The 20885-nt window shown below is 64.6% G+C and carries 17 protein-coding genes; 12 read left to right on the top strand and 5 right to left on the bottom strand.

What is annotated here, in order from left to right:
• Positions 1-67: 67 nt before the first annotated feature.
• The gene (locus tag H6718_33880; GenBank protein ID MCB9590450.1) at positions 68-1816 is read right to left on the bottom strand and encodes a hypothetical protein; all 1749 of its coding nucleotides are present in this window, start codon (positions 1814-1816) and stop codon (positions 68-70) included.
• A gap of 419 nt (positions 1817-2235) precedes the next feature.
• On the opposite strand from H6718_33880, the gene H6718_33875 reads away from it, so the two are divergent.
• Together H6718_33875 and H6718_33870 are read left to right on the top strand one after the other, a co-directional pair.
• Positions 2236-4173, top strand: a complete 1938-nt coding sequence (locus tag H6718_33875; GenBank protein ID MCB9590449.1) for a L,D-transpeptidase family protein — start codon at positions 2236-2238, stop codon at positions 4171-4173.
• Positions 4174-4291: 118 nt separating this feature from the next.
• A complete protein-coding gene (locus H6718_33870) occupies positions 4292-5287 on the top strand; it encodes a tetratricopeptide repeat protein (protein ID MCB9590448.1) in 996 nt (331 codons plus the stop codon).
• A 27-nt stretch (positions 5288-5314) separates the two neighbouring features.
• Here the strand turns inward: H6718_33870 and H6718_33865 are convergent, their stop codons facing one another.
• Together H6718_33865 and H6718_33860 are read right to left on the bottom strand one after the other, a co-directional pair.
• Positions 5315-5905, bottom strand: a complete 591-nt coding sequence (locus H6718_33865; protein ID MCB9590447.1) for a hypothetical protein — start codon at positions 5903-5905, stop codon at positions 5315-5317.
• Positions 5902-6951: a polyprenyl synthetase family protein gene (locus H6718_33860; protein ID MCB9590446.1), complete on the bottom strand. Its 1050-nt coding sequence runs from the start codon at positions 6949-6951 to the stop codon at positions 5902-5904. The genes H6718_33865 and H6718_33860 overlap by 4 nt, the downstream gene beginning before the upstream one ends.
• A 113-nt stretch (positions 6952-7064) precedes the next feature.
• Between H6718_33860 and H6718_33855 the strand changes: the two genes are divergently transcribed.
• The 10 genes from H6718_33855 (at position 7065) to tatC (ending at position 19786) form a co-directional block, all read left to right on the top strand.
• A complete protein-coding gene (locus H6718_33855; GenBank protein ID MCB9590445.1) occupies positions 7065-7541 on the top strand; it encodes a hypothetical protein in 477 nt (158 codons plus the stop codon).
• Positions 7542-7637: 96 nt separating this feature from the next.
• Positions 7638-10304, top strand: a complete 2667-nt coding sequence (locus H6718_33850; protein ID MCB9590444.1) for a DEAD/DEAH box helicase — start codon at positions 7638-7640, stop codon at positions 10302-10304.
• Between the two features lie 662 nt (positions 10305-10966).
• Positions 10967-11692 (top strand): hypothetical protein, encoded by a 726-nt coding sequence (locus H6718_33845; GenBank protein MCB9590443.1) that lies wholly within the window; start codon positions 10967-10969, stop codon positions 11690-11692.
• A gap of 181 nt (positions 11693-11873) precedes the next feature.
• Complete coding sequence (locus H6718_33840; GenBank protein ID MCB9590442.1) at positions 11874-13268, top strand: TolC family protein; 1395 nt, start codon at positions 11874-11876, stop codon at positions 13266-13268.
• Positions 13269-13450: 182 nt separating this feature from the next.
• Positions 13451-14242 carry a cytochrome c biogenesis protein CcsA gene (gene ccsA / locus H6718_33835; GenBank protein ID MCB9590441.1) on the top strand — a complete coding sequence of 264 codons (792 nt, stop codon included), beginning with the start codon at positions 13451-13453 and terminating at the stop codon, positions 14240-14242.
• A 135-nt stretch (positions 14243-14377) separates the two neighbouring features.
• Positions 14378-14635 carry a hypothetical protein gene (locus H6718_33830; GenBank protein ID MCB9590440.1) on the top strand — a complete coding sequence of 86 codons (258 nt, stop codon included), beginning with the start codon at positions 14378-14380 and terminating at the stop codon, positions 14633-14635.
• A gap of 150 nt (positions 14636-14785) precedes the next feature.
• Complete coding sequence (locus H6718_33825; protein MCB9590439.1) at positions 14786-15928, top strand: acyl-CoA dehydrogenase family protein; 1143 nt, start codon at positions 14786-14788, stop codon at positions 15926-15928.
• Positions 15929-16133: 205 nt separating this feature from the next.
• Complete coding sequence (locus H6718_33820) at positions 16134-18401, top strand: CehA/McbA family metallohydrolase (GenBank protein ID MCB9590438.1); 2268 nt, start codon at positions 16134-16136, stop codon at positions 18399-18401.
• A 96-nt stretch (positions 18402-18497) separates the two neighbouring features.
• Positions 18498-18992 (top strand): twin-arginine translocase subunit TatB, encoded by a 495-nt coding sequence (tatB, locus tag H6718_33815; protein ID MCB9590437.1) that lies wholly within the window; start codon positions 18498-18500, stop codon positions 18990-18992.
• Positions 18989-19786, top strand: a complete 798-nt coding sequence (tatC, locus tag H6718_33810; protein ID MCB9590436.1) for a twin-arginine translocase subunit TatC — start codon at positions 18989-18991, stop codon at positions 19784-19786. Before tatB ends, tatC begins: the two co-directional genes overlap by 4 nt.
• A gap of 55 nt (positions 19787-19841) precedes the next feature.
• Here tatC and H6718_33805 read toward each other — a convergent pair whose 3' ends face one another.
• Entirely contained in the window at positions 19842-20270 is a 429-nt protein-coding gene (locus tag H6718_33805; protein ID MCB9590435.1) for a 23S rRNA (pseudouridine(1915)-N(3))-methyltransferase RlmH, read from the bottom strand.
• Positions 20271-20344: 74 nt separating this feature from the next.
• Positions 20345-20707, bottom strand: coding sequence for a ribosome silencing factor (gene rsfS / locus H6718_33800; protein ID MCB9590434.1), 363 nt, complete (start codon positions 20705-20707; stop codon positions 20345-20347).
• Positions 20708-20885: the final 178 nt, after the last annotated feature.

Genomic DNA, 20885 nt, shown 5'->3' with positions numbered 1-20885 from the left:
GAAGCCGAAGAATTTCCGCTAGGATTTTCATCGGGTGCGAGACCTCTCGCCGCGGTTCCCGTCGTTGCTACTCCTTGGGCTCCCCCGAGGGTTGGGGGGGAGGCGCGGAAGGTGCCGCCTTCGAACTTCCGGAAGCAGCCGCAGCGGGGTTCTGCTTGAAGCCCGGCTTCTTGGGCTTGTCGCCCGCCCCATCGCCAGACTCCGCCGCTTTGTCTTTGGCCGGGTTGCTGCCTTTGTCAGAGTTCGACTGTGCCCCTTTGCCGGCCTTGCCCTTGCCTGCCTTGGCTTCCTCTGCGGCAGCCTTGGCCTTTTCAGCCTTCTCCGCTTCTTCCTTCTTCTTCTGTTCCGCACGTTCCTTGGCGCGCTTCTTCGCTTCTTCCTGGAGCTGTTTGGAGTACTCGCTGATGGCCTCGAGCAGCGGCGCGAGCTGACGCCCGGTCGCTGACACCTTGCCCACGATGCGGTCCCCCTGAGCGGAGAACTCCACGCGCTCGACCAGGCGCTTTTCGCTCCTGCCCAAGAGGCGCGCCGCGAGCCCAGAGAGCTTGATGGTCACCACCGCGTTGAGCGCAGAATCGAAGGCCGCCGCGTGCTTCTGGGCGGCGGCCGGGCTCTCGTCTTGGGCTTCCAGCAGCGCGACGACGCCATCTCCCGCGGGTACCAGCTTCATGCGCACCCAGCGAATCGACTCGGGCATATCGAAGGGGAGCCCCTTGAAGGCGCGATAGGGCGTGCGCAGGAACACGCTGACGACCTCTTTGCCTTCAGGGTTCGGGAAGCTCAGCGGCCCCTTGAGCTGCTTGGCTTGGGCCTCGATGCCCGCGGGGCCGACGATCACCACTCCGCGACCTTGCTGCACCAACACGCGATCCGCGCGATCCACGTGCGCCTTGGCGATGCGCTCGTCTACCCACTCGCCCTTGTCCTTGCTCTGCTTGACCAGGCGGTCGATGGCGCCGTGGATCTTCGCCTCGGAGGTGTGGTGCTTGAGCACGATCACCGCGTGGGAGCTGTCTTTTAGCTGGGGGGCCGCGATCAAGATGCGGTCGATGTCGCGGATGGGGTCGAGCTTGGCGGTCTTGAAGAACGCGGCCCATTGCTCCGCGGCGCCGAGCAAATCGCCGATCAGCGGCCCCGTCGAGTGCTTGCGGATGCGATCACCGAACACCAACAGGCGGATGTTCGCGTTCGCGTCAGCGAGTTGCCCCGCGGAACCGGACAGGGCGACCGGGTCCTTGATGGTCTTCGAGCGCTCAGCGACCGGCGCCTGGCTCTTTGGCAGCTCAGGCTTTGGCGCCGGCTTGGGTTCTGGCTTCACGGGAGCGGCGTCCGCGCCCGCGTCCGTGGCTGTCGGAGCGCCCGCGTCAGCCCCGGCATCTTTGATCCCGACTGCTGCGTCCGCGCCGGCGTCTCCGGGCGCCTTCAGGGGCTTTTCGGCTTGTCCCGCGTCGGGCTTCGAGGTGCCCTGCTTCTTCTTGGGGAGCGACCAGGCTTCGTCGTCGTCATCGTCGTCGCTCTCATCATCGAGGGCGTCGTCATCCTCCAGGTCCTCGTCCTCATCTTCGACGGCGCCAGGTGTCTCTCCTGCCTTGGGAGGCTCAAGCGCCGGTTCGTCCTCGATCGTGACGGGGATCCCGATCCACTCGGGCGGCTCCTCGATGTCGGAGTCGTCCTCGAACTTCATCAACGACACGAGACCCAGCGGCGAGCTCAGCGGAGTGAGCGGCACGTGGAGCAACAGCGAGATCCCGAGCGCCCCCAACACGAGTCGGAGTCGGGTGTCGCGTCGCCCACGCCACTCCGCTCGAAAAGCCACAGGTCTCACCATACTGCTGCAGTGTCAGGCGTGCGAACGCCGCGGTTTATTCTGAAAACGCGGATCTGGCCTGGAAAGCATAGGTTGGCACGCGGTTCGCTGAAGAGGCCTCAAGCGCGTGCTTTTCTTCAGAATCTCGCTTCGGGGCGTGGGCGCTGAAACACGCTGAGCGGGGCTTCGCGTCGGAGCACGCGCGACCTAACGCAATTCCTCACCCCCAAACCCGCGAATAGCTGCCTCATCACATCAAGAACCATCGTTAAATGTTGAAAATTTCAAGACCTATTGCGCATGAGCAGGCGTTGGCGGCAGACCCGAACCGGAACTCGCTGGGGGGTGAGACATGCGGCCTCGCTTGGCGGCAAGAACCGCCGAGAAGTGGATCCCCCAGCCGCGCTGTGGAAAGAAAGGGCCTGCCTGTGACGTCGAATCGCCTTTCTCGCAGCGCCTCTCGCGCTCCACGTCGCGCTCTGCGCGTCTCCCTGTGTGGCCTATTGGCCGCTGGCGGCTTGATCGCGTGCGGAAACCGGGAGGAACCGCCCGGCGTCAAAGAGAAGGCCGAGAAGCCCACTCAGTCGCATCCCAAGGCATCCGGCGCAGCGCCGAGCTTGCCCGCCGAGTTGACCCAGGCGGCCACGACTCCGGACGCCGGCGCAGAAGCGGAAGACGCGGGGGCCGACGCAGCGCCGTATACCGGCCCCTGGTTCGCGGTGACGAAGATCGCGGCGGCAGTGTTCAAGGAGCCGAAGTTCGATCAGAAGCAGAAGCTCGGCTACATCCGCAACGGCGGTCGCGTGCCCGTGGACGCCAAGCCGGTGAGCACCGCCAACTGCAGTGGCGGCTGGTACCGCGTGAACGACGTCGGGTACGTCTGCGGAAATCTCGGCACGACGGATCTCGATCACCCGGAAGTGAAGTTCGCCATCAAGGCGCCCGATCTCTCCGAGGTACTGCCGTACATCTACGCGCGCAACGCCAAGAACGGCACGCCGCTCTACCGCTCGGTTCCATCCAAGGAGCAGATGCTCGCGTACGAGCCCTACATGGATCCGAAGAAGAAGGCCGAGGAGAAAGCCAAGGCCGAGGCGGAGAAGAAGGCGAAAGAAGCCGCAAAGGCCAAGGCAGAAGCCGCGAAGAGCGAGCAGGACGCGAAGTCCGACGCACCGGAGAAGTCCGACGCGAAAGATGCGGGAACGCCGAAGTCCGGCGAAAAGCCCGTCGCGGAGAAGAAGGACACGCCCGAGCTGATCGATGGCATTCGTAAGAAATCCGCAGAGAAATCTGACGAGAAGACTGACGAAAAGCCCAGCGAGAAGAGCGATTCCAAGACCCCCAAACCGGGAGATACGCGAAGCGCGTCAGCCTCACCGGGCGACGTGGGCGAGGCACCGGAACCGGGCGAAGAAGGTGACGCGGGCGCCCCAGATCAACCTTGGTGGCAGCAGGAAAACATCAAGGACAAGCTCCACGAGGTCACCCTGGATCAGCTCTCGGCAGACGCCGACGACATCCTCGCGAAGCGCATGGTCACGGGCTTCTACGTGGCCGTGGACAAGACGTTCCGCTGGAATGGACGCACCTGGTACAAGACCACGAAGGGCTTGGTCACCCCAGCTGACCGTTTCTGGCAAACCGCCGGTTCCGACTTCCACGGCACCGAGCTAGGTCCCAAGTTCAAGCTGCCCCTGGCGTGGGCATACGGCGGACGCAAGACGGCGCCGACCTATGAGATCGACCCGGAGAAGCGCAGCGTCAGCCCAAAGGAGCGGGTGAAGCGCTTCGAGGCGCTGCAGCTGACTGGCAAAGAGATCGAGATCAAGGGCATCACGTACAGCGAGATGGCGAATGGCCAGTGGGTGAAGAATATCCACGTGAGAATTACTCACCCGGGCCCGATGCCTGAAGATCTCCAGCCGGGCGAGCGCTGGATCGACGTGAACCTGAAGGAGCAAACGCTGGTCGCCTACAAGGGAACCACGCCGGTCTACGCGACGTTGGTTTCGAGCGGAAAGACCTCGAGCGTGAAGTCCAAGGACCACAGCACGCCCCCCGGCGAGTTCAGGATCCGCGAAAAGCACATCACCACGACGATGGACGGCGACGGCACCGCGGCGGGCGACCTGCCCTACTCCATCGAGGACGTGCCCTACGTGATGTACTACAAGGGCTCCTACGCGCTTCACGCGGCGTTCTGGCACAGCAATTACGGCATCAAGATGAGCCACGGTTGCGTGAACCTCGCGCCCCTCGACGCGAAGTGGGTGTTCCTGTTCAGCGATCCCCAGTTGCCCAAAGGCTGGCATGGCGCGTGGGCGACGGACGATCGCCCAGGAAGTCGCGTTCGGGTTCACGAGTAGCGCTTAACCGCGCTCTGAACCGGTCGTTACAGGCTAACGTGGTGCCAACGCGCAAAGTATCGAGGTCCTACGGCCGCTTGACTCGAGCCGCGACCCGGACCATCTAGCCAGACCGTAGATGGATCAGTTTTCCGCACATCTCGACCGCGGCTGGGACCTCGTCCAGCGTGGCGACTCCCACGGCGCCGAGCAAAGCGCCAGGCGCGCTCTGGAGCTCGATAGCCAGTCCCCCGAGGCCTACAATCTGTTGGGCTACGTCGGGGCCTTGCAAGGCGATTTCGAAGATGCGGTCGAGTACTACCGCCAGGCAATCGCCCTCGACGACGGCTACCTCGAAGCGATGCTCAACGCCGCCGAGGTCTATATTCACCCCCTCGGCGAGTTCGAAGAGGCTCTCTCTCTCTGCGATCAGGCCCTCGATCTCGCTCAGAACGACGACGAGGTGGTTGATGCGCTGCTGCTGAAGTTCGACGCGTTGCTTGGTCTGAACGAGATCGACCGCGCCAAAGAGCTCTGCGCACGTTTCCCCGAGGGACCGTTCGAGAACCCAAACCATACCTTCCTCGTGGGGCGCGCGCTCTACGAGGTGGGCGAGGTGGAGCGAGCTGCACCGCTCGTCGAGCAAGCGGTGAAAGACAGCCCCAAGAACCCTGAGGCGTTCTACTACCTTGGCCTCGTGCGTGATGAGCGCGGGGATACGGGAGGGGCAACTCAAGCCTTCTTGCGCTCACGCGAGTTGGATTTGGAGCTGCCGACTCCGTCTTGGTCGCTCACCGCGGAGACCTTCGCGCACAGCGTGCGGCAAGCCGTCGCGGCGCTGGATTCCAAGCTGCGGGCGTTCGTCGACGAGGATCATATCTACGTCTCCGACGTGCCCGGTGTCGAGGTGGTCGTGGACGGCGTGGACCCCCGCGCGCTGTTGCTGCTTGACGCCGTGGCTGGCCCCGATGGTCTCCCCGCGGATCAAGCCCGATTGTTCGTCTACCAGCGCAACCTAGAGCGCCTCGCCGGCGCCCTCGAGCACATCGAGAGCGAGCTGACCGCCGCGCTGGATCGTGAGATCACCGCGCTCTTCATCGAACGCCAAGATCCGACCCACCGCTGCGTCGATTAGAAGCGCTGCGTCGACTAGCGCCGTTTGTCAGCCAGCGCCAGCGTCGCCGGCCTGGTCGTCGGGTGGTGCGAGCTCGAGGCGACTCAGCGGCTCCGCGTTCACCTTCGCGGTGGAGACGAGGGAATCGAGCAGCTGCCGGCCGATCTTCGCGACGCCCAGCAGCGCCAGCACGCGAGTGCGCTGCAGCTCCGCCCGCTCGCGTTCCTTGGTGTCCGTGGCGGATAGGTGCGGCTCGAGAGCTACGAGGGCCTCTTCCAGCGCTTCAATGGCGTGGCGGATTTCTCCGCCTTCGCGCTCGGCAAACACCCTCGAGATCATCTTCCAGATCTGCACTTCCGCGGTGAAATAGTCACGGCGCTCACCCGGGACCCAGACTCGGCGCACGACGCCCCAACGCCCGAGGTCGTTCAAGGTCATGCTCACGGCACCCGCAGAAAGCTGGAGCGCGTCGCGCAGATCTTGAGCAGAGAGCGGACCAGGCGACAGATACAAGATCGCCCACACGCGACCCATGTTCCGCTTGAACCCCCAGAACTCGATCAGGCGACCTACGAGTTCACTGACAAGGATCTCGCTGCGCCACAGCGGGGTGCTCTCGTGCTGTTTTTCCTCGCTCATGCCGTCCGGGTGGTGAGTTGCCGCGCGACGCCTTCGAGCAATTGCCGAGCGGGCGTCTCGGGTACCGAGCGTAGCGCCGAAATCGCCGTCTCGGTGGTCTCCCGTGCACGGGCTCGCGCCAACTCACAAGCGCCGCTCTCCAGGACCACCCGACGCACCCGCTCGATGGGATCCAGATCTCCGCCGTGAATGGCGCGCAAATCCTGCAGAAGCTCGGGCCGCTTCTCGACTGCCAGCACGAGCGGCAAGGTCAGCTTGCCTTCCCTCAGGTCTGCGAACAGGGTCTTGCCGGTTTCTTCGCTGGTGTAGTCCAAGGTGTCATCGACCAGCTGGAAAGCGATCCCGACCCCCTCACCGAAGACCCGCAGTTGCTCTTGTTGAGCGGGCGTAGCGCCAGCCACGCGCCCCCCGACTGAGGTCGCCCAGGCAAAGAGGGACGCCGTTTTTCCACGCAGAATCAGCTCGTAGGACTCGGCGCTGGTGTCGAGGGTGCGTCGCCCTCGCAGCTGGATGATTTCTCCAGACACCAGCGAGCGCAACGTCGCGATCAAATCGGGCAGCACGTCAGGCGCGGCTCGCTGGGTCAAATCCAGCGCGTGAACCAGCAACAAATCGCCGGAAAGCACGCTGACCGCGTTGCCATGGAGGACGCGGGAGGCAGGCACGCCGCGCCGCTCCGTCCCCTCATCCACCACATCGTCGTGGAGCAACGTCGCGGAGTGAATCAGCTCAGCCACGGCAGCGAGCTCCCGCGCGCACGCGGGGACCTCACCGAAGCACGCCGCGCTGAGCAGCAACGCCATGGGACGAACTCGCTTGCCGCCTTGACACACGAGGTGCGCCGCAGCCGCGTCGCCCGGCGCGGGGCCATCCTGGGCGCGCTCGTGAAGGAGAGCCTCCACGCGAGCAAGATCGTCTCCGATCAGAGAGTGCACCGCGGCCAACCGACGGCGCAGCCGCTCGGCGGCGTCGCTCGGGGGCAGTCCTGCGGCGGAGTCAGAGAGGGCACCAAGGCCCGATTCGAGGCTAATCCCGGTGAGATTCATCGGTTTCGATAGTTTCAAACAGCCGTGAAAGCTTAGGCCGCTACCCCTCCCGGGTCAATCGGGTGGGTGGCAGAAGAGTCCTGGACCTCGATGGCCTGTGCTATGTGGGCGGCGTGACAGCAGCTGAGCAGGACGCCCGAAGAGAACGAGGCAGACGCCTCGGGCGGCGCATCTCGCTCGTCATTTACGGTGTGGTGGTGGCCGGATTCACCGCGGTCTGCACCGTGCAAATCCTCGCAACTGTTTGGTTTCCTCCCGAAGCCGAGGTCGCCAAGAGCTGCCGTGAGGGGTTGCACGACTTGATTTCGGGGGTGAGGAGCGCCCGCCGAGCCGCTGCTGAGGAAACCGGAGGCGAGCGCGAGGCCGTCACGCGTTTTCGTCAGGCGCTAGGCCCCGGCTGGGAGCGCCGTCCGAGCGTGAGCCGACTTTGCGAAGGCGATCCGGAGGCGCTCAAGGCGCTGAAGCTGGTGGATCAGCTGCGCTACGCCGAGGAGCACGCGGTGCGGAACGAAGCCGGTGACCTGGCTGGCCTGCGCCGACGCGTGAAAGCCCTCGAGGGGACGCTCAAGCCCGCGCAACCGGGCCCCTAGCTCCGTCCCTCACCAGGCTCGAGCTTTTCGCAGAAAAAAAAGCTTGGTCGTTCGCGCCTGCAGCGCGGTGAAAAGCGCTATAAGCAGCGCGCCACCGTGCCTGAGACCGATACAGAAATTCAACCGACCTTCGATGTGCTGCGCCTCTCCAACGAGGTGCGCAAGGCCGTCGATGAGCTTGGCTACGTCAACCCTACTCCCGTTCAGCGGGCGATCTACGAGCCCGCGAAGAAGGGTCGCGACCTGGTGGTCCAGGCGCGGACCGGCACGGGTAAGACCGCCGCCTTTGGCCTGCCGCTGGTGGATGGCCTGGTCAAGCCAGACATCGCCGCCGTGCAGGCGATGGTGCTGTGCCCCACCCGCGAGCTCGCGCTCCAGGTGGCGCGAGAGGTCACTTCGCTCGGTAAGTACCGCGAGCTGAAGGTGGTCAGCATTTATGGTGGCGCGCCGATGCAACGCCAGATCGACGAGATCTCCGCGGGCGCGCAGATCCTCGTCGGCACGCCAGGCCGTGTGCTCGATCACCTGCGGCGCGGCACGCTCGATCCCGCACGGATCCGCGTGCTGGTGCTCGACGAGAGCGACGAGATGCTCTCGATGGGCTTCTTGCCTCAAATCAACGAGGTGCTGGAGGCGCTCCCCAAGACGCTCCACACGTTGCTCTTCAGCGCAACGGTGCCGCGTGACGTCGTGCGCATGGCGGAAGACCGCCTGCGTGACCCGAGCTTCATCACCTTGAGCGGTGACGAAATCGGCGCGCTGTCGATCCAGCATTTCACGTACCTCGCGGCGGGCGACAAGCTCGGCGACTTCCTCCAGGTCGTCGAAACGGAGAACCCCGAGAGCGCGATCATCTTCTGCAACACCCGTGAGCAAACCAAGCGGGTGGCGCACCAGCTCAAACAGGCTGGATACGACGCCGATTGGCTCAACGCGGACCTTTCACAATCCGAGCGAGAGCGAGTCATGGCGGCGGTGCGCGAGTCGCGCCTACGTTTCCTCGTGGCAACGGATGTCGCGGCGCGAGGCATCGACATCTCGCACCTCACCCACGTCATCAACTACGACTTCCCCGAGTCTACGGAAGTCTACGTGCACCGCACGGGTCGCACGGGGCGTGCCGGACGCACTGGTACCGCAATCAGCATGATCACGCCGCAAGACATCGGCGGGGTCTACATGCTCAAACTCACCTACCGCATCACGCCGGTCGAGCGCAGCCTACCGAGCGCGACCGAGAAGCGTACCCGCGCCGAGCTCGATCTCGTGGAAGGTCTAGTGCGCCTCGCGGAGACTCGCAGGGTCACCGTTCGTGACCGCACCCTCGCGCGCCGCCTGCTGACTCACGACCAGGCCGAAATCGCCATCGCCATGTTGCTTCAGGACCACCTCGGTCCACGAGAAGAAGCCGAAGCTGAAGGCGCGCGCGCGCGCCGCGCTGCAAAACCCGCCCCTGTCGCTGCCCCGCGGCAAGAGTCTCCACGGCCCCAGGATGCGCGGCGCCAGGACCCACGGCAGGAGTCGCCTCAGCCGGCGAGCAACGGGAAAAACGGGCAACCGTCGGCACGCGCACAGCGAGACGAGCGGACGGAGCTCGCGGGCGCCCCAACCCTGCCGGACAGTCGCCGCGGGACGCAGCGCAAGCCAGTGGAAGCCACCAACGGAGGCGATGTGGCGGCGCCCAGCGAAGCCCCTGCAGAATCACCGAAGCGGGACGCGGCTCCCCGCGAGGCTTCACCCCGACGCGACGACGGCCGTCGCGGAGAGAAGCGTCGCGAAGACAAGCGTCGCGAAGACGGTCAGCGCGACGATCGCGGTCGTCGGGACGAGAGCCGTCGGGACGAGAGTCGTCGGGACGAGAGCCGTCGGGACGAGAGCCGTCGGGACGAGAGCCGTCGGGACGAGAGCCGTCGGGACGCAGCCCCGGAACGGCCCGCACCGCGAGCTGAAGCAGCCCGGGAAGACGCGAAGAAAGACGCGCCAAAGGGCAGCGACGAGCGCGAAGGACGCCGCTCCCGCGGCGACCGGGATGATTCCCGACGGAAGCGCCGAAGCGAAGAGCGCGCTGCTCGCCCGGAGCTCGTGGTGGCCAAGGACGAATCGGTCGACCATGATCTGGATCTGCCAGGCTACATCGTGCAAGACGCATCCCCTTCCCTGGTTGCGCGCTTGACCGACGCCGAGGCGCCGGAAGGGCGCCGCTCCCGTGGGTCCGAGACGGACTCCCCTCGCCCCAGGCGCCAACGAAACGAGAGCGAAGCCAAGGGCTCGGAGGAGCCCCGCCGTGGACGGCGCAGCCGAGACGACCGCCCCCGCCGTGAAGCCGGCGAAGAGCCGCGCAACGGCGCGTCGCGCGAATCCGCACGCAACACCCAAGCCTCGAAGACGGCGCGCGGCCAGGAACCAGCAGAAACGAATGTGACCTTGCGTACGCCAGTCACCAACGTCAGCGAGGCGCGCGCTGGCCACTCGGCGGCCAAACACCCCAACGTCGCTATCGCAGAGGCAGGCGACCCCGACGCAATCCGTGAGATCCGCGTGAATGTTGGGCGCAAAGATGGAGCGCGTCCCAGCGACTTCCGACGCACCCTGGTAGATCGTGGTTCGCTCAGTGACGCCGATACAGAGCACGTCAACGTGCGCCCCGACCACACCTTCGTGGGAGTAAAGGTCCGCGTGCTAGCCAAAGCGATGGACGCGTTGAACGGCGCAACCATCGCTGGCAAGGAAGCCAGCGTGGAACTGGCCGCAGCGTCTGATTGATCGAAGAACACGGGGCGAATTTCCCCGCGGCACTAGCCGCTCTCAGGTGAGGTGCGCGCTACTTTGCCGAGCGAAACGGAGTGGTGGATTGCGTTTCCACGCTTAGACCGCGTGGAAGCGTTCTCCGAGTTCCCGCCAATTGCGCTCAGCAGCGGTCATCACTCCAGGGCTGAGCCGCAACAAGGCGCGCGCCCGGGGCTACGAGCGGCTCGCTTGCGACGCTGGGCAAGGTGACTCCAAAGCCTGAAAAAAGGCAGTTCTTGCCCGCTGGAAGCATGTTCGGTTCCGTGCGTTCAAGGGCTCACCCCGCCACCATCGGAACCAATTCGCGACCCAAACGAGTCCAAACGCGTAGGCGGCGGCCGTGTACACGACCGTTTGGAGGCGAGTGCTCAGCATTTCCGCGAGCATAAATTCCAGACAAGTCAAGCCCGGATCACCAACGAGCGATCGTCACCCGATCGCCTCCACCCCACGAACCAACCGCCCGCACAGAAAGCCAGCGGGCGACAGAAAACCAGCGGGCGACAGACACCAGCAGGCGACAGAAAACCAGGCAGAGCAAGCGCGCACGACGTGAGCGATCCGATGCCAAAGTTTTATAGCGGAAGCGCGGATTGTGGTTTGCGCGCCCGCGTTCGGAAGGCTACGAAGGAGCGTTAATGAGTGGTGCGCAGCCGGACGACGTAGCGACCCTTCTCCACGACGTCCATTGGGCCATGGCCCAGGAGTTGGAGCCCATTGAGTTGGTGCCGATGTTGGAGAAGTTGGTGTCCCGCGCGGCACCGAGTTCCCGCGCAGGGGTGTTCGCGCGACAGTTCCTGAGCGAGCTGCTCGTCGAACGCAATCCGTGGCGGGCTGCGCTGCTGGCCAAGAGCGTGCTCCAGCATGACGACGATCATCGCGCATGGGCGGTGCTCGGATTGGCGCACACCCTGCTCGGCCACTTCCGCAGCGCCGCGCGGGCTTACGCGCGGGCGATTCAGCTGCATCCGACCTGCGCGTCGTATCGACACAACCTAGGCCACCTGCTCGACGTAGCCCTCAATCGGCCTCACGCGGCCCTGCTGCACCTGGCGCGAGCCTACAAGAGCGCACCGGAAGAAGACGAGATCGCCTCAAGCTACGCCCACGCCCTGGTCCGCGCGTCCCGCCTCGGTGAGGCTAGACGCGTGCTGGAAGGCGTATTTCGCGCGGACAGCCCCCGTATCGAGCGCCTATTGGCTCGCTGGCAGGGCTCAAAGAAGGACAAGCAGTCCCAAGCGGAGTGGGATGGCAACGCGGAAGAAGCGAGCGGCTTGCCCCCGGACTTGATGGCAGACGAAGAAGCCGACTTGGATCAGGAGCTCCAGGCGGCCCTGAGCGCGCTCGAAGCAGAGACGCATTAGTTCTACCGCTGCCGCCTGGGCCAGGCGACGAGCGCGTTGGACGGCACGAATCAACGATTTGCGTCCGACGAGGGTTCCCGCAGAGCGCGAGGGACACTATCGGAGGACCGCTGCTATGGGACGCGCGATCACGAGACTCCTTCCGACCTGGCTTTGGGCCGCCCTGCTGACCTCGAGCGCCATGGCGCAGCCGAAGGCTCCCTCCGATGCGGAGGCCGCGCCGCCCGCAGACGACAAGCCGAAAGCAGAAGCCGAAGCTCCCGCAAAGCCGGAGCCCAGCGCCAAGCTGCCCGAGATCGACGATCCGATGCTGGCGCCGGTGCCGCCCGCGAAACACACGGTCAAATCCTGGCAGGAGGCCCTCAAGCTGGTACGCACCCGCTCGACGAGCCTGCGCCAAGCTCGGGCTCAGGTGGAGTCCGCTTCGGCGCGCTCACGGCAAGCCCTTGCCGGCGCCTACCCGCGCATCATCGCCAACGCATCCGTGCAGAGGCATTTGCTGCGTGGAAATGGCACGACCTTCCGCAACGGCGCGCTGGTCCAAGACGCACCCATCCCTGATCCCGCAACGACCTGGCAGGCAGGTGTCAGCGTCACCCAACCGCTCCTGGCGCTCGCCGCTTGGCACGACCACGGCACGACCAAGCGCAGCATTCGGGCGGCGAAGCTGTCGTCGAAGGAGGTCGAACGTCAGGTGCTGGCCGGCGTCGCGGAGTCGATCGTCAACGTGATCACCGCCGAGCGGCTGGCGGAGATCCGGCGTGTCTCGCTGAAGAGCTCCCTCTCTACGCTGAGCCTGAACCGACGTCGTTTCCGCCTGGGGTCCGCCAGCGCGGTCGACGTGCTCCGCGCAGAGCAAGAGGTCAACCTGCTGAGGGCGCAGATCGTCTCCGCGGACGAGGGTGTGCGGCGCTCCAGGGAGGCGCTGGGGCTGGCTCTCGGTGACTCCGAAGCCTGGAGCGTGAACCCAAAGATCAAGCTAGACGCACTGGCTCGTGACGCCAAGGGAAGCTGCCGCGCGGAACCAAACGTAGAGAGTCGACCAGACGTGCGAGCCGCGCGCGCGCAGCTAGAAGTGGCTGAACGGGGTGTCACGAGCGCACAGCTCGGATTTGCCCCCACCATCGACGCCGTGTCGAGTCTCACCTACTTCGAACCCGAAAGTCAGATCAACCAAGAGCATGTGACCTGGACCATCGGCGCAGTGCTCACCTGGACGATCTACGATGGCGGACGCCGGGGGGGTGGCGAGGACGTCAGCCGCGCCGACATGAAGCTCGCCGAGGCCAAGCTGGACGACACCAAGCGTCGCGCGCGGCTCGAGGTCACCCAGGCACGGCGCTCCGTCGAGGTCGCCATTGCGACGTTGAAAGTGACTGGCAAGACCCGCGACCTCGCCCGCGAGACAGCGCGCCTCAGTCGCCTGGCGTTCGTCAACGGCAGCGGTACGAGCTTTGAGCTGGTGGACTCTGCGCGTCGCCTTCAAGAGGCGGAAATCGACGTCGCCATCAAGGAGTTCGAGCTGGTTCGCGCGCGCATCACCGCGATGCTGGCGCTCGCCACCTGCGACGTCTGATTGACACGAGGCGCTGGCATCAGGCGTGCGGTCGGCCGCCCTCGATCGCGAATACACGTGTAGGGCTGCCCCCTCGCCAACCGGCCTTGCTGCCGTGCTGTCCGGTGGTGGATTGCCGCAGCGCCGTCAACTGCGGCCAAAAGCGGTGGGCGCGCGCAACCGTGTTGTACTATGGCCCCATCATGGCGACTGACAGCGAGGGCGTTTACAAGCCGCCGACCGCGCTTCCGACCCAAGCCCAGCCGCTCCCGCCGGCAACCAAGGCCTCGCCGTGGAGCCACGTCTTCAGCGGCCTCTGTGTGGTCACGCTCGGGGTGTTTCTCTACCTGATCTATTTCATCTTCAATCGCACGCCCGATGCCCAGGCGGCAGCAGGCGGATTGGCGCAGAAGATCTTCTACTTTCACGTTCCCGCGGCGTACGCGATGTACCTCGGTGGGGTCGCTTGCTTCCTCGGTTCCGCCGCCTATCTGATGCGCGCGACGGATGCCCGCAACGCATGGGCCCGCGCCGGCGCTGAGACCGCGGTCGTGTTCGGGATGTTGGTGCTGGTGAGTGGCCCGCTCTGGGCGAAAAAGGCCTGGGGCGTCTACTGGACTTGGGACCCACGCCTCACAACGCTGATGTTGAGCGTGTTGATCTACCTCGCTATCGCCGTGCTGCGCGCGTTCGGTGGCGACGGCGAAGCGGAGCGAAAATTTGCTGCCGCGCTGGGTGTGCTCGGTACCGTCACGCTCCCCATCGTGCATTATGCCGTACGGAAATGGGGTGGTAACCACCCGACCGTCATCACCAAGGGCGGTGGCGGGTTGGGTGACCCTGCGATGTATCAGGCGCTCGGCATCGGCTTCCTGGCCATGACGTTGCTCTGGATCTTGCTGTTGTGGATGCGCATCGCCGTCGAAACGTCGGAAGCCCGTGCTCGTCATGCAGAGGAGCGGCTCATCACCTCGGGGCACATCGACGAACTTTGATCTATTGCTTCGCGTCTCGCGGCGCGATTTGCGGCTTGTTCGCCTTCGGCGCGCCGCAGGAACGTGGACGCCTAGTTTCTTGATTTGTTCAGCGAATCACCGATTCGCCAGCGCCCACTCGGAGTGAACCGAATCATGCAGACCGACACCAGCCAACCCCAGGCCGCTCCTACCAGCAGCGGCACACTCACCCCTGCGGATCGCTCGACCGAGTTCGTCCCCAGCCAAGGCGGCGCAGAAAGCGCGAGCGCCGGCTCGCTGCTCGTCTGGGCCTACCTGTTGATGTGGGCCATGTTGCTCGGCTTCGTGTTGATGACCTGGCTCCGCCAGCAACGCATCAATGACCGAGTGGCGCGGCTGGAACAGGCGCTGGCGCGAAAGCCGGCGAGCTGAGGTCCCAGGTGGAACTACCGACCTTCGAACACGTGATCTACATCCCGGGGGTATTGCTCGTGGGGCTCACCATTGGCTATGTCCTCGGCGCTCGCGCGGTACGCGCGGAGTTCAAGCGCTTGAAGCAGCGCGCAAAGGAGTAACCAGACCATGCTGGATTTCAGCCTGTCCGACGAACACAAGTCGCTGATCGACACCGCCAAGCGCTTCACGCGTGAACGAATCATGCCCGTGAGCGCTGAGTGCGATCGGGAGAGCCGCTTCCCCATCGAGGTGTTCAAGGAAGCCTGGGAGCTCGGACTCATCAACCCAACGGTGCCCGCCGAGTACGGCGGCTCGGGGATGGGCGAGCTCGAGAACACCTTCATCACCGAGCAGCTCGCCTACGGCTGCACGGGGATCCAGACCAGCATGCTCGCCAACGGCTTGGCCCTCACCCCGATCAAACTCGGGGGGAACGACGCCCAGAAGAAGGAGTACCTGGGCCGCCTCACCTCGGAGCCCATCCTCGCGAGCTATTGCACCACGGAACCGGCAGCCGGCAGCGACGTCGCCGGACTGCAGACGCGCTTCGTACAGAAGGGCGACGAGTACGTGATCAACGGCCAAAAGTGCTGGATCACCAACGCGAGCCACGCAAACTTCTACGTCGTCTTCGCGACCGAAGATCCAGCGAAGCGTCACCGCGGTATCGCCGCCTTCATCATCGATCGCGACACCCCCGGCGTGAAGGTGGGCAAGCACGAGGACAAGCTGGGTCAGCGCGCAAGCGACACCGCCGTCGTCCATTTCGAGGAAGTGGTGGTGAAGAAGGAAAACATGCTGGCGCCCGCGGGTCAGGGCTTCAAGTTGGCGATGGAGACGTTCAACCAAACCCGGCCCGATATTGCGGCATCGGCGACCGGTTTGATGCAGCGCTGCCTGGATGAATCGGTAGCCTACGCCAAGGAGCGCAAGACCTTCGGCGTTCCGATCGCCGAGCACCAGATGGTCCAGGCGATGATCGCCGAGATGGCTATCCGCACGGAAGCTACACGCCTGCTCTACATGAAGGCGGCTTGGAACCTCGACAACGGCGTGCGCGATCCAATCGTCTCGAGCTACGCAAAGGCGTTCGGAGCCGACGCAGCGATGCAGACCGCCATCGACGCGGTGCAGGTCTTTGGTGGAAACGGGTACGTCAAGGAGTACCCGGTAGAGAAGCTGATGCGCGACGCCAAGGTGCTGCAGATCTACGAAGGCACGAGCCAGATCCAGCGCCTCGTCATCGCGAAGAACGTCCTCAGCCGCTGAGTCCCTCCTCGCTCCCGCACGTCAAGCCGCCGTGCTCCCCCGCGTCGAGCCGCCATGCTCCATGCGTCGGTGACCCAAGTCAGGTCGCTGCGCCGATGAGCATGCAGCTGCGCCGATGAGTAGGGCGGCTTTTCGCGCGTTTTTTTTCCAACAATACCCAGGTAGGGAGGTGTGCTCCGCCAAGCGCCGGCGTATGCTGGACAGGATGCTCACTCCCGCACCCACAGGTCTCCGACTGGGTGCCTGGATGCGTCCATTGCGCTGGGTTAGCGCTATCACGCCCCCGATGCTCGTCGCGGTGCTGCTGGCCGTCCCTGATTCGCCTGCGGAGCGACCCACGCCAGACGCCGTGACGGTGGCGGCCCCATCCGCAGCTCCGCTCCCCAGCGTGAAGAGCTACACGATCCCCGAGGACTTCGAAGCAGATCAAATGCGCGTCTTCGCCGAACCCGGGGATCTCGCGCAAACCAACGGCCAGGTCACCTTCGTCGTACGCAAGAAGGACGGCTGGCTCGTCGACTTCTGGCACAACCAACCAGCGCGCGCGACTGGCGGACAACTCGGCGGTCACACCCACATCGATGGCCTGTGGCAACTCCACGCGGTGCTCCACGACGGAAAGAACCAAGTCGACGTCACCGCCAGCAAGGTTCAGATCCGCGGGGATTCGATTGAGACGAGCACGACCCTCAGCCTCGGCGCTGGCCGCATGCGCGTCACGACAAGCTACCGCCTCGAGCCAGACCAGCCCCGCATCATCATCACCACCAAGTTCGATCACATTTCCGGAGGGCGCCTCACCCACCTGAACCTGGGCGATGCGGTGAAATGGGGAAACACCGACTACTTCGTCGACGGAAAGCGCCAGAAGGCGACGTTCAACGGCAAAGGCAAGTGGGTTGGACGCCAAGGCGCGAGCGGCGACATGAAGCTCACCACGCTGGAGGGCAAGCCCATGCTGGTCGGCTTTCGCTCTTACCACAACGGCTTGAGCGGTGAGATCCGCACGGCATACCGCAACGTGGCGCTGAACCCCGGGGAGAGCGTCCTCGTTCAGCGGGCGCTCAAGTACGACGCCATCGCGCTCGACACCCCCGCCCCTAAGGCGAAACCGGGTCTGCTCAAGCTGACGGTCCGCGACGGCGCGGGCAAGCCGTTGGCCGCCAAGCTCAGCGTGCAGGGCCTTGGGCTAACCAAGTCGCCCGACTTCGGAAACACCGGCGGTCTCGACGGCGCAGGCCGCTTCGTTTGGAGCGGCACTGGGGACTTCCAGCGCTCGTTGCCCCCCGGCAAGTACCAAGTCTGGGCCACTGCGGGCTATGAGCGCGAAGCGCAGAACTGGAAGGTCGAGATCAAATCCGGGGAGACGCTGGAGCTCAAAGGAGAGCTACCTCGCGCCTACTCGACCCCCGGCTGGCTCAGCGCCGACTTACACCTCCACCAGGCGCCGAGCCCTGACTCCGACATCGGCTGCAACACCCGAGTGATCTCCGTGGCCGCTGAAGGAGTCGAGCTCGCGGCAGCGACCGACCACTACGCCGTCGCTGACCTTGGTCCTTCCGTGGCTTACCTGCGTCAGGAGGGGCTGCTCGCGACTCCCGTCGCCACCATGGTGGGGTCGGAAGTCAGTACCGTGGGGAACCTTTTCGGGCACTTCAACCTGTTCCCGATGCAGGCGGGTGACTTGGTCGAGTACCGCGACACGACGCCAAAACGCATGTTCGCAGAGATGCGAAAGGTCGCGCCCAAGGGGCTCATCCAGGTGAACCATCCGCGCATGGACCAGATCGGATACTGGGCTCGCTACAAGGTCGACCCGACCAGCATGCAGGTGCCGCTCAAGTATCAATCGGAGTACTCCGACGACTACGACCTGCTGGAGGTGTTCAACGGCCTCGAGATGATGAGCGAACCCAAGCTGCGAAAGGTGCTCTTCGACTGGATCAAGCTCTTGGGTCGCGGCTATCGCTACACCGGCACGGGAAACAGCGACAGCCACAACCTCTTCTTCTTGGATCCAGGGCTGCCCCGAAACTTCATCCGCGTCCCGAGCTCGAAATCCGACGCGACGGATCTCACGGTGCCCGAGACTGAGATCGTGGAGTCGCTGCGTAAGGGTCGGGTGACCGTGAGCAGCGGTCCGATGCTCGAGGTGGACGTCAATGGTAAGGGGCCGGGAGAGACCGCCCAGGTCGTCGACGGCAAGGTTCCCCTGCACATCCGCATCTCGGCTGCGTCCTGGATCAGCGTGGACAGCGTCGAGCTGCTGCTGGGGGGAAATGGCCGGCGCGTGCGCTGGTTGACCGTGAAAGAGAAGAAGGCGCCAGTGCGCTTTGATCAAACCATCCAGCTGGACGTCCCGAGCAAGACCTTCGTGGTCGTCCTGGTCAAGGGCACCAAGGCATTGCCCAATACGTTTACGCCGAACATCAAGCCGTTCGCGTTCAGCAATCCCATTTGGCTCGAGCCCTAGCCAATCCCCTGGGTCCCGCTCATTCATCGCGGTTTCAGCGAGTGTTCCGCGCACACAGAGCTAGCGCAGACCTCCGCTTGAAGGTAGCTTCCCGCCGTGTTCGGCATCTCGTTCACCGAGATTTTGGTGATTGCCCTGGTGGCGCTGGTCTTCGTGGGTCCGCAGAAGCTCCCGAAGATGCTGCGCACGGTGGGTGAATGGATCGCCAAGGTGCGCTCGCTCACCAGCCAAGTGAGGCAGCAGACAGGTATCGACGAAATCCTCAAGGCGGAGGGCATCGACGGCGGCCTGAGCGAGCTACGCAACATCATGCGCGGCGATCTCAGCTCGGTGGGACGCTCGCGGCCCCGCACGTCCCGCCCGTCGGGCGACCCTTACGAGGACCCGATCGAGTACGACCGAACTCGAGAGAACCCCGTCGAAGGTCCAGATGCTTACGGAGCGCTGCCGGACGATCTCCTGCTGGATGACGAAGACGACGCTGAAGAGCAGCCAGACACCGCGGACCAAGCGACGTCTGATTCGGCCGACGGTGATTCCCCAGGGCAACTTGAGGAAGACGCTCCCGCGGCTCGCGAAGATAACCCATGAGCGCTGAACCCGAAGAACAGACGATGACGTTCTGGGAGCACCTCGAGGAGCTCCGGAGCCGCATCATCAAGATGGCGCTGGCGTTCGTGGTGGGCGCAGTCGTCGCCTGGATCTACCGCGTCGAGGTGCTCTCGTGGCTCACCAAGCCCTTCGTGGAGGCGTGGAACACGGGTGCCCTTGGAGAGAAAGCCAGCCTGCACTTTTCGGCTCCCGCATCGCTGTTCTTTGCGTACGTGAAGCTGGCAGTCATGGCCGGGCTCATCCTGGCGCTGCCGGTGATGCTGTATCAGCTGTGGGCGTTCATCGCGCCCGGCCTGTATTCCAACGAACGCCGTCTTGCGATCCCCTTCGTGCTGAGCTCGACGACGTTGTTCACCTGCGGCGCGCTGTTCGGCTGGAAGATCGCCTTCCCCCTCGCCTTTCGCTACCTGCTGGACTTCGCGGGCCCCGTTGGCACCCAGGGCTTCGAAGTGAAGCCGACCGTGATGGTCGACGACTACCTCGATTTCGTCTCGCGCATGCTGATCGCATTCGGAGCGACCTTCCAGCTACCGGTCTTGATCTTCTTCCTGTCGATCGCGGGCATCGTCAACTACCGGCAGCTCATCCGCTTTGGGCGTTACTTCATCGTGATCGCGTTCGTGCTGGCGGCGGTGCTGACGCCTCCTGACATCACGAGCCAGGTGCTGCTGGCCGCGCCGCTACTCGTGCTCTACGCCCTCTCCATTGGCATCAGCTACATCATCACGCGCAAGCGGGTGCAGGAGCTGGACAAACGAGCGGCCAAGGGCTGATCTTTCTCAATCCGCACGGATTAGCAACAGGCTACTGGAAGACGCAGACAGGACGCTAGTCCTCTCGGGCGTATGGCTCGCCGCGCAAAATGCTGAATCCGCGGTAGATCTGCTCTGCAAGCAATACGCGTGCAAGCCGATGCGGCAGCGTCATGCTGGACAGGCTCAGGCGATGGCTGGCTGCGCGAGAGATTTCCGCAGGGATCCCCTCCGCGCCACCGATCAAGAAACAAAAGTTGCCCTTGCCGTGGCTGCCCCACTGCTCGAGACGCGCTGCAAAGGCCTCGCTCGTGAGGCGCTCACCTGTCACCTCCAAGGCGATCACCAGCTCATCGGACTTGATGGCCTTGGTGAACCCAACGTCAGACTTCAGCTCCACCTCATCGAGGGGCGCGTAACGCCTGATCCTGCCCAGGTAGTCGTCGAGCACGTTGCGCACATCGCGCTCTTTGACCTTGCCCACGGCGACGATGCGGATCCTCAAGACGGATTTTCCATACGGTTAACCCTGGTCCGAGTACCCGGCTCGTAGTTCGCCGAGCACTCGGCGCCGCGGCGTCAGGCGTTGACGGGGCCCGACGTGGGTCCGCGCTCCGGCTCGTCAGCCACCGGCACCCGGCGCGCGTCCATCCAGAGCCCGTCCAAGTCGTAGACCGAGCGGTAGTCGCGCTGGAAGACATGGACGACGACGTCAACGAAGTCGATCAGTACCCACTCAGCCGCGGGTAGACCCTCAACGCTGATCGCCTCATTGCCTTGCGCCGCGAGCTCGTGGTCAACGCTGTCGGCGATAGCGGCAACGTGGCGATCACTCTGCCCGGTCATCAGCACCAAAAAGTCGGCGTAGTCGACCTTCCCGGTGACGTCGATGATCTCGACGCCCATGGCCTTCTTCTCGAGCCCAGCCTTGGCCGCTGCCAACGCGAGCGCCTGACTCTGCTCCACCGAAGAGCGCATCTCTGACTGTTCGCGTACGGGACGCGGGACCGGCTTCATTCCTACAATCTTGCTCACTGAGTACTCTCGTCTTGCCCAGTTATCCGACTGAGCCCGGTGCCCGCGGGCGCCCCACTAGAGCGCCCGCGTCTCGCGCCGTATG

Source organism: Polyangiaceae bacterium (assembly GCA_020633205.1).
Classification (GTDB): domain Bacteria; phylum Myxococcota_A; class Polyangia; order Polyangiales; family Polyangiaceae; genus JAHBVY01.
The sequence above is the reverse complement of the archived record's forward strand: the minus strand, read 5'-3'. Positions and strand labels throughout refer to the sequence as shown.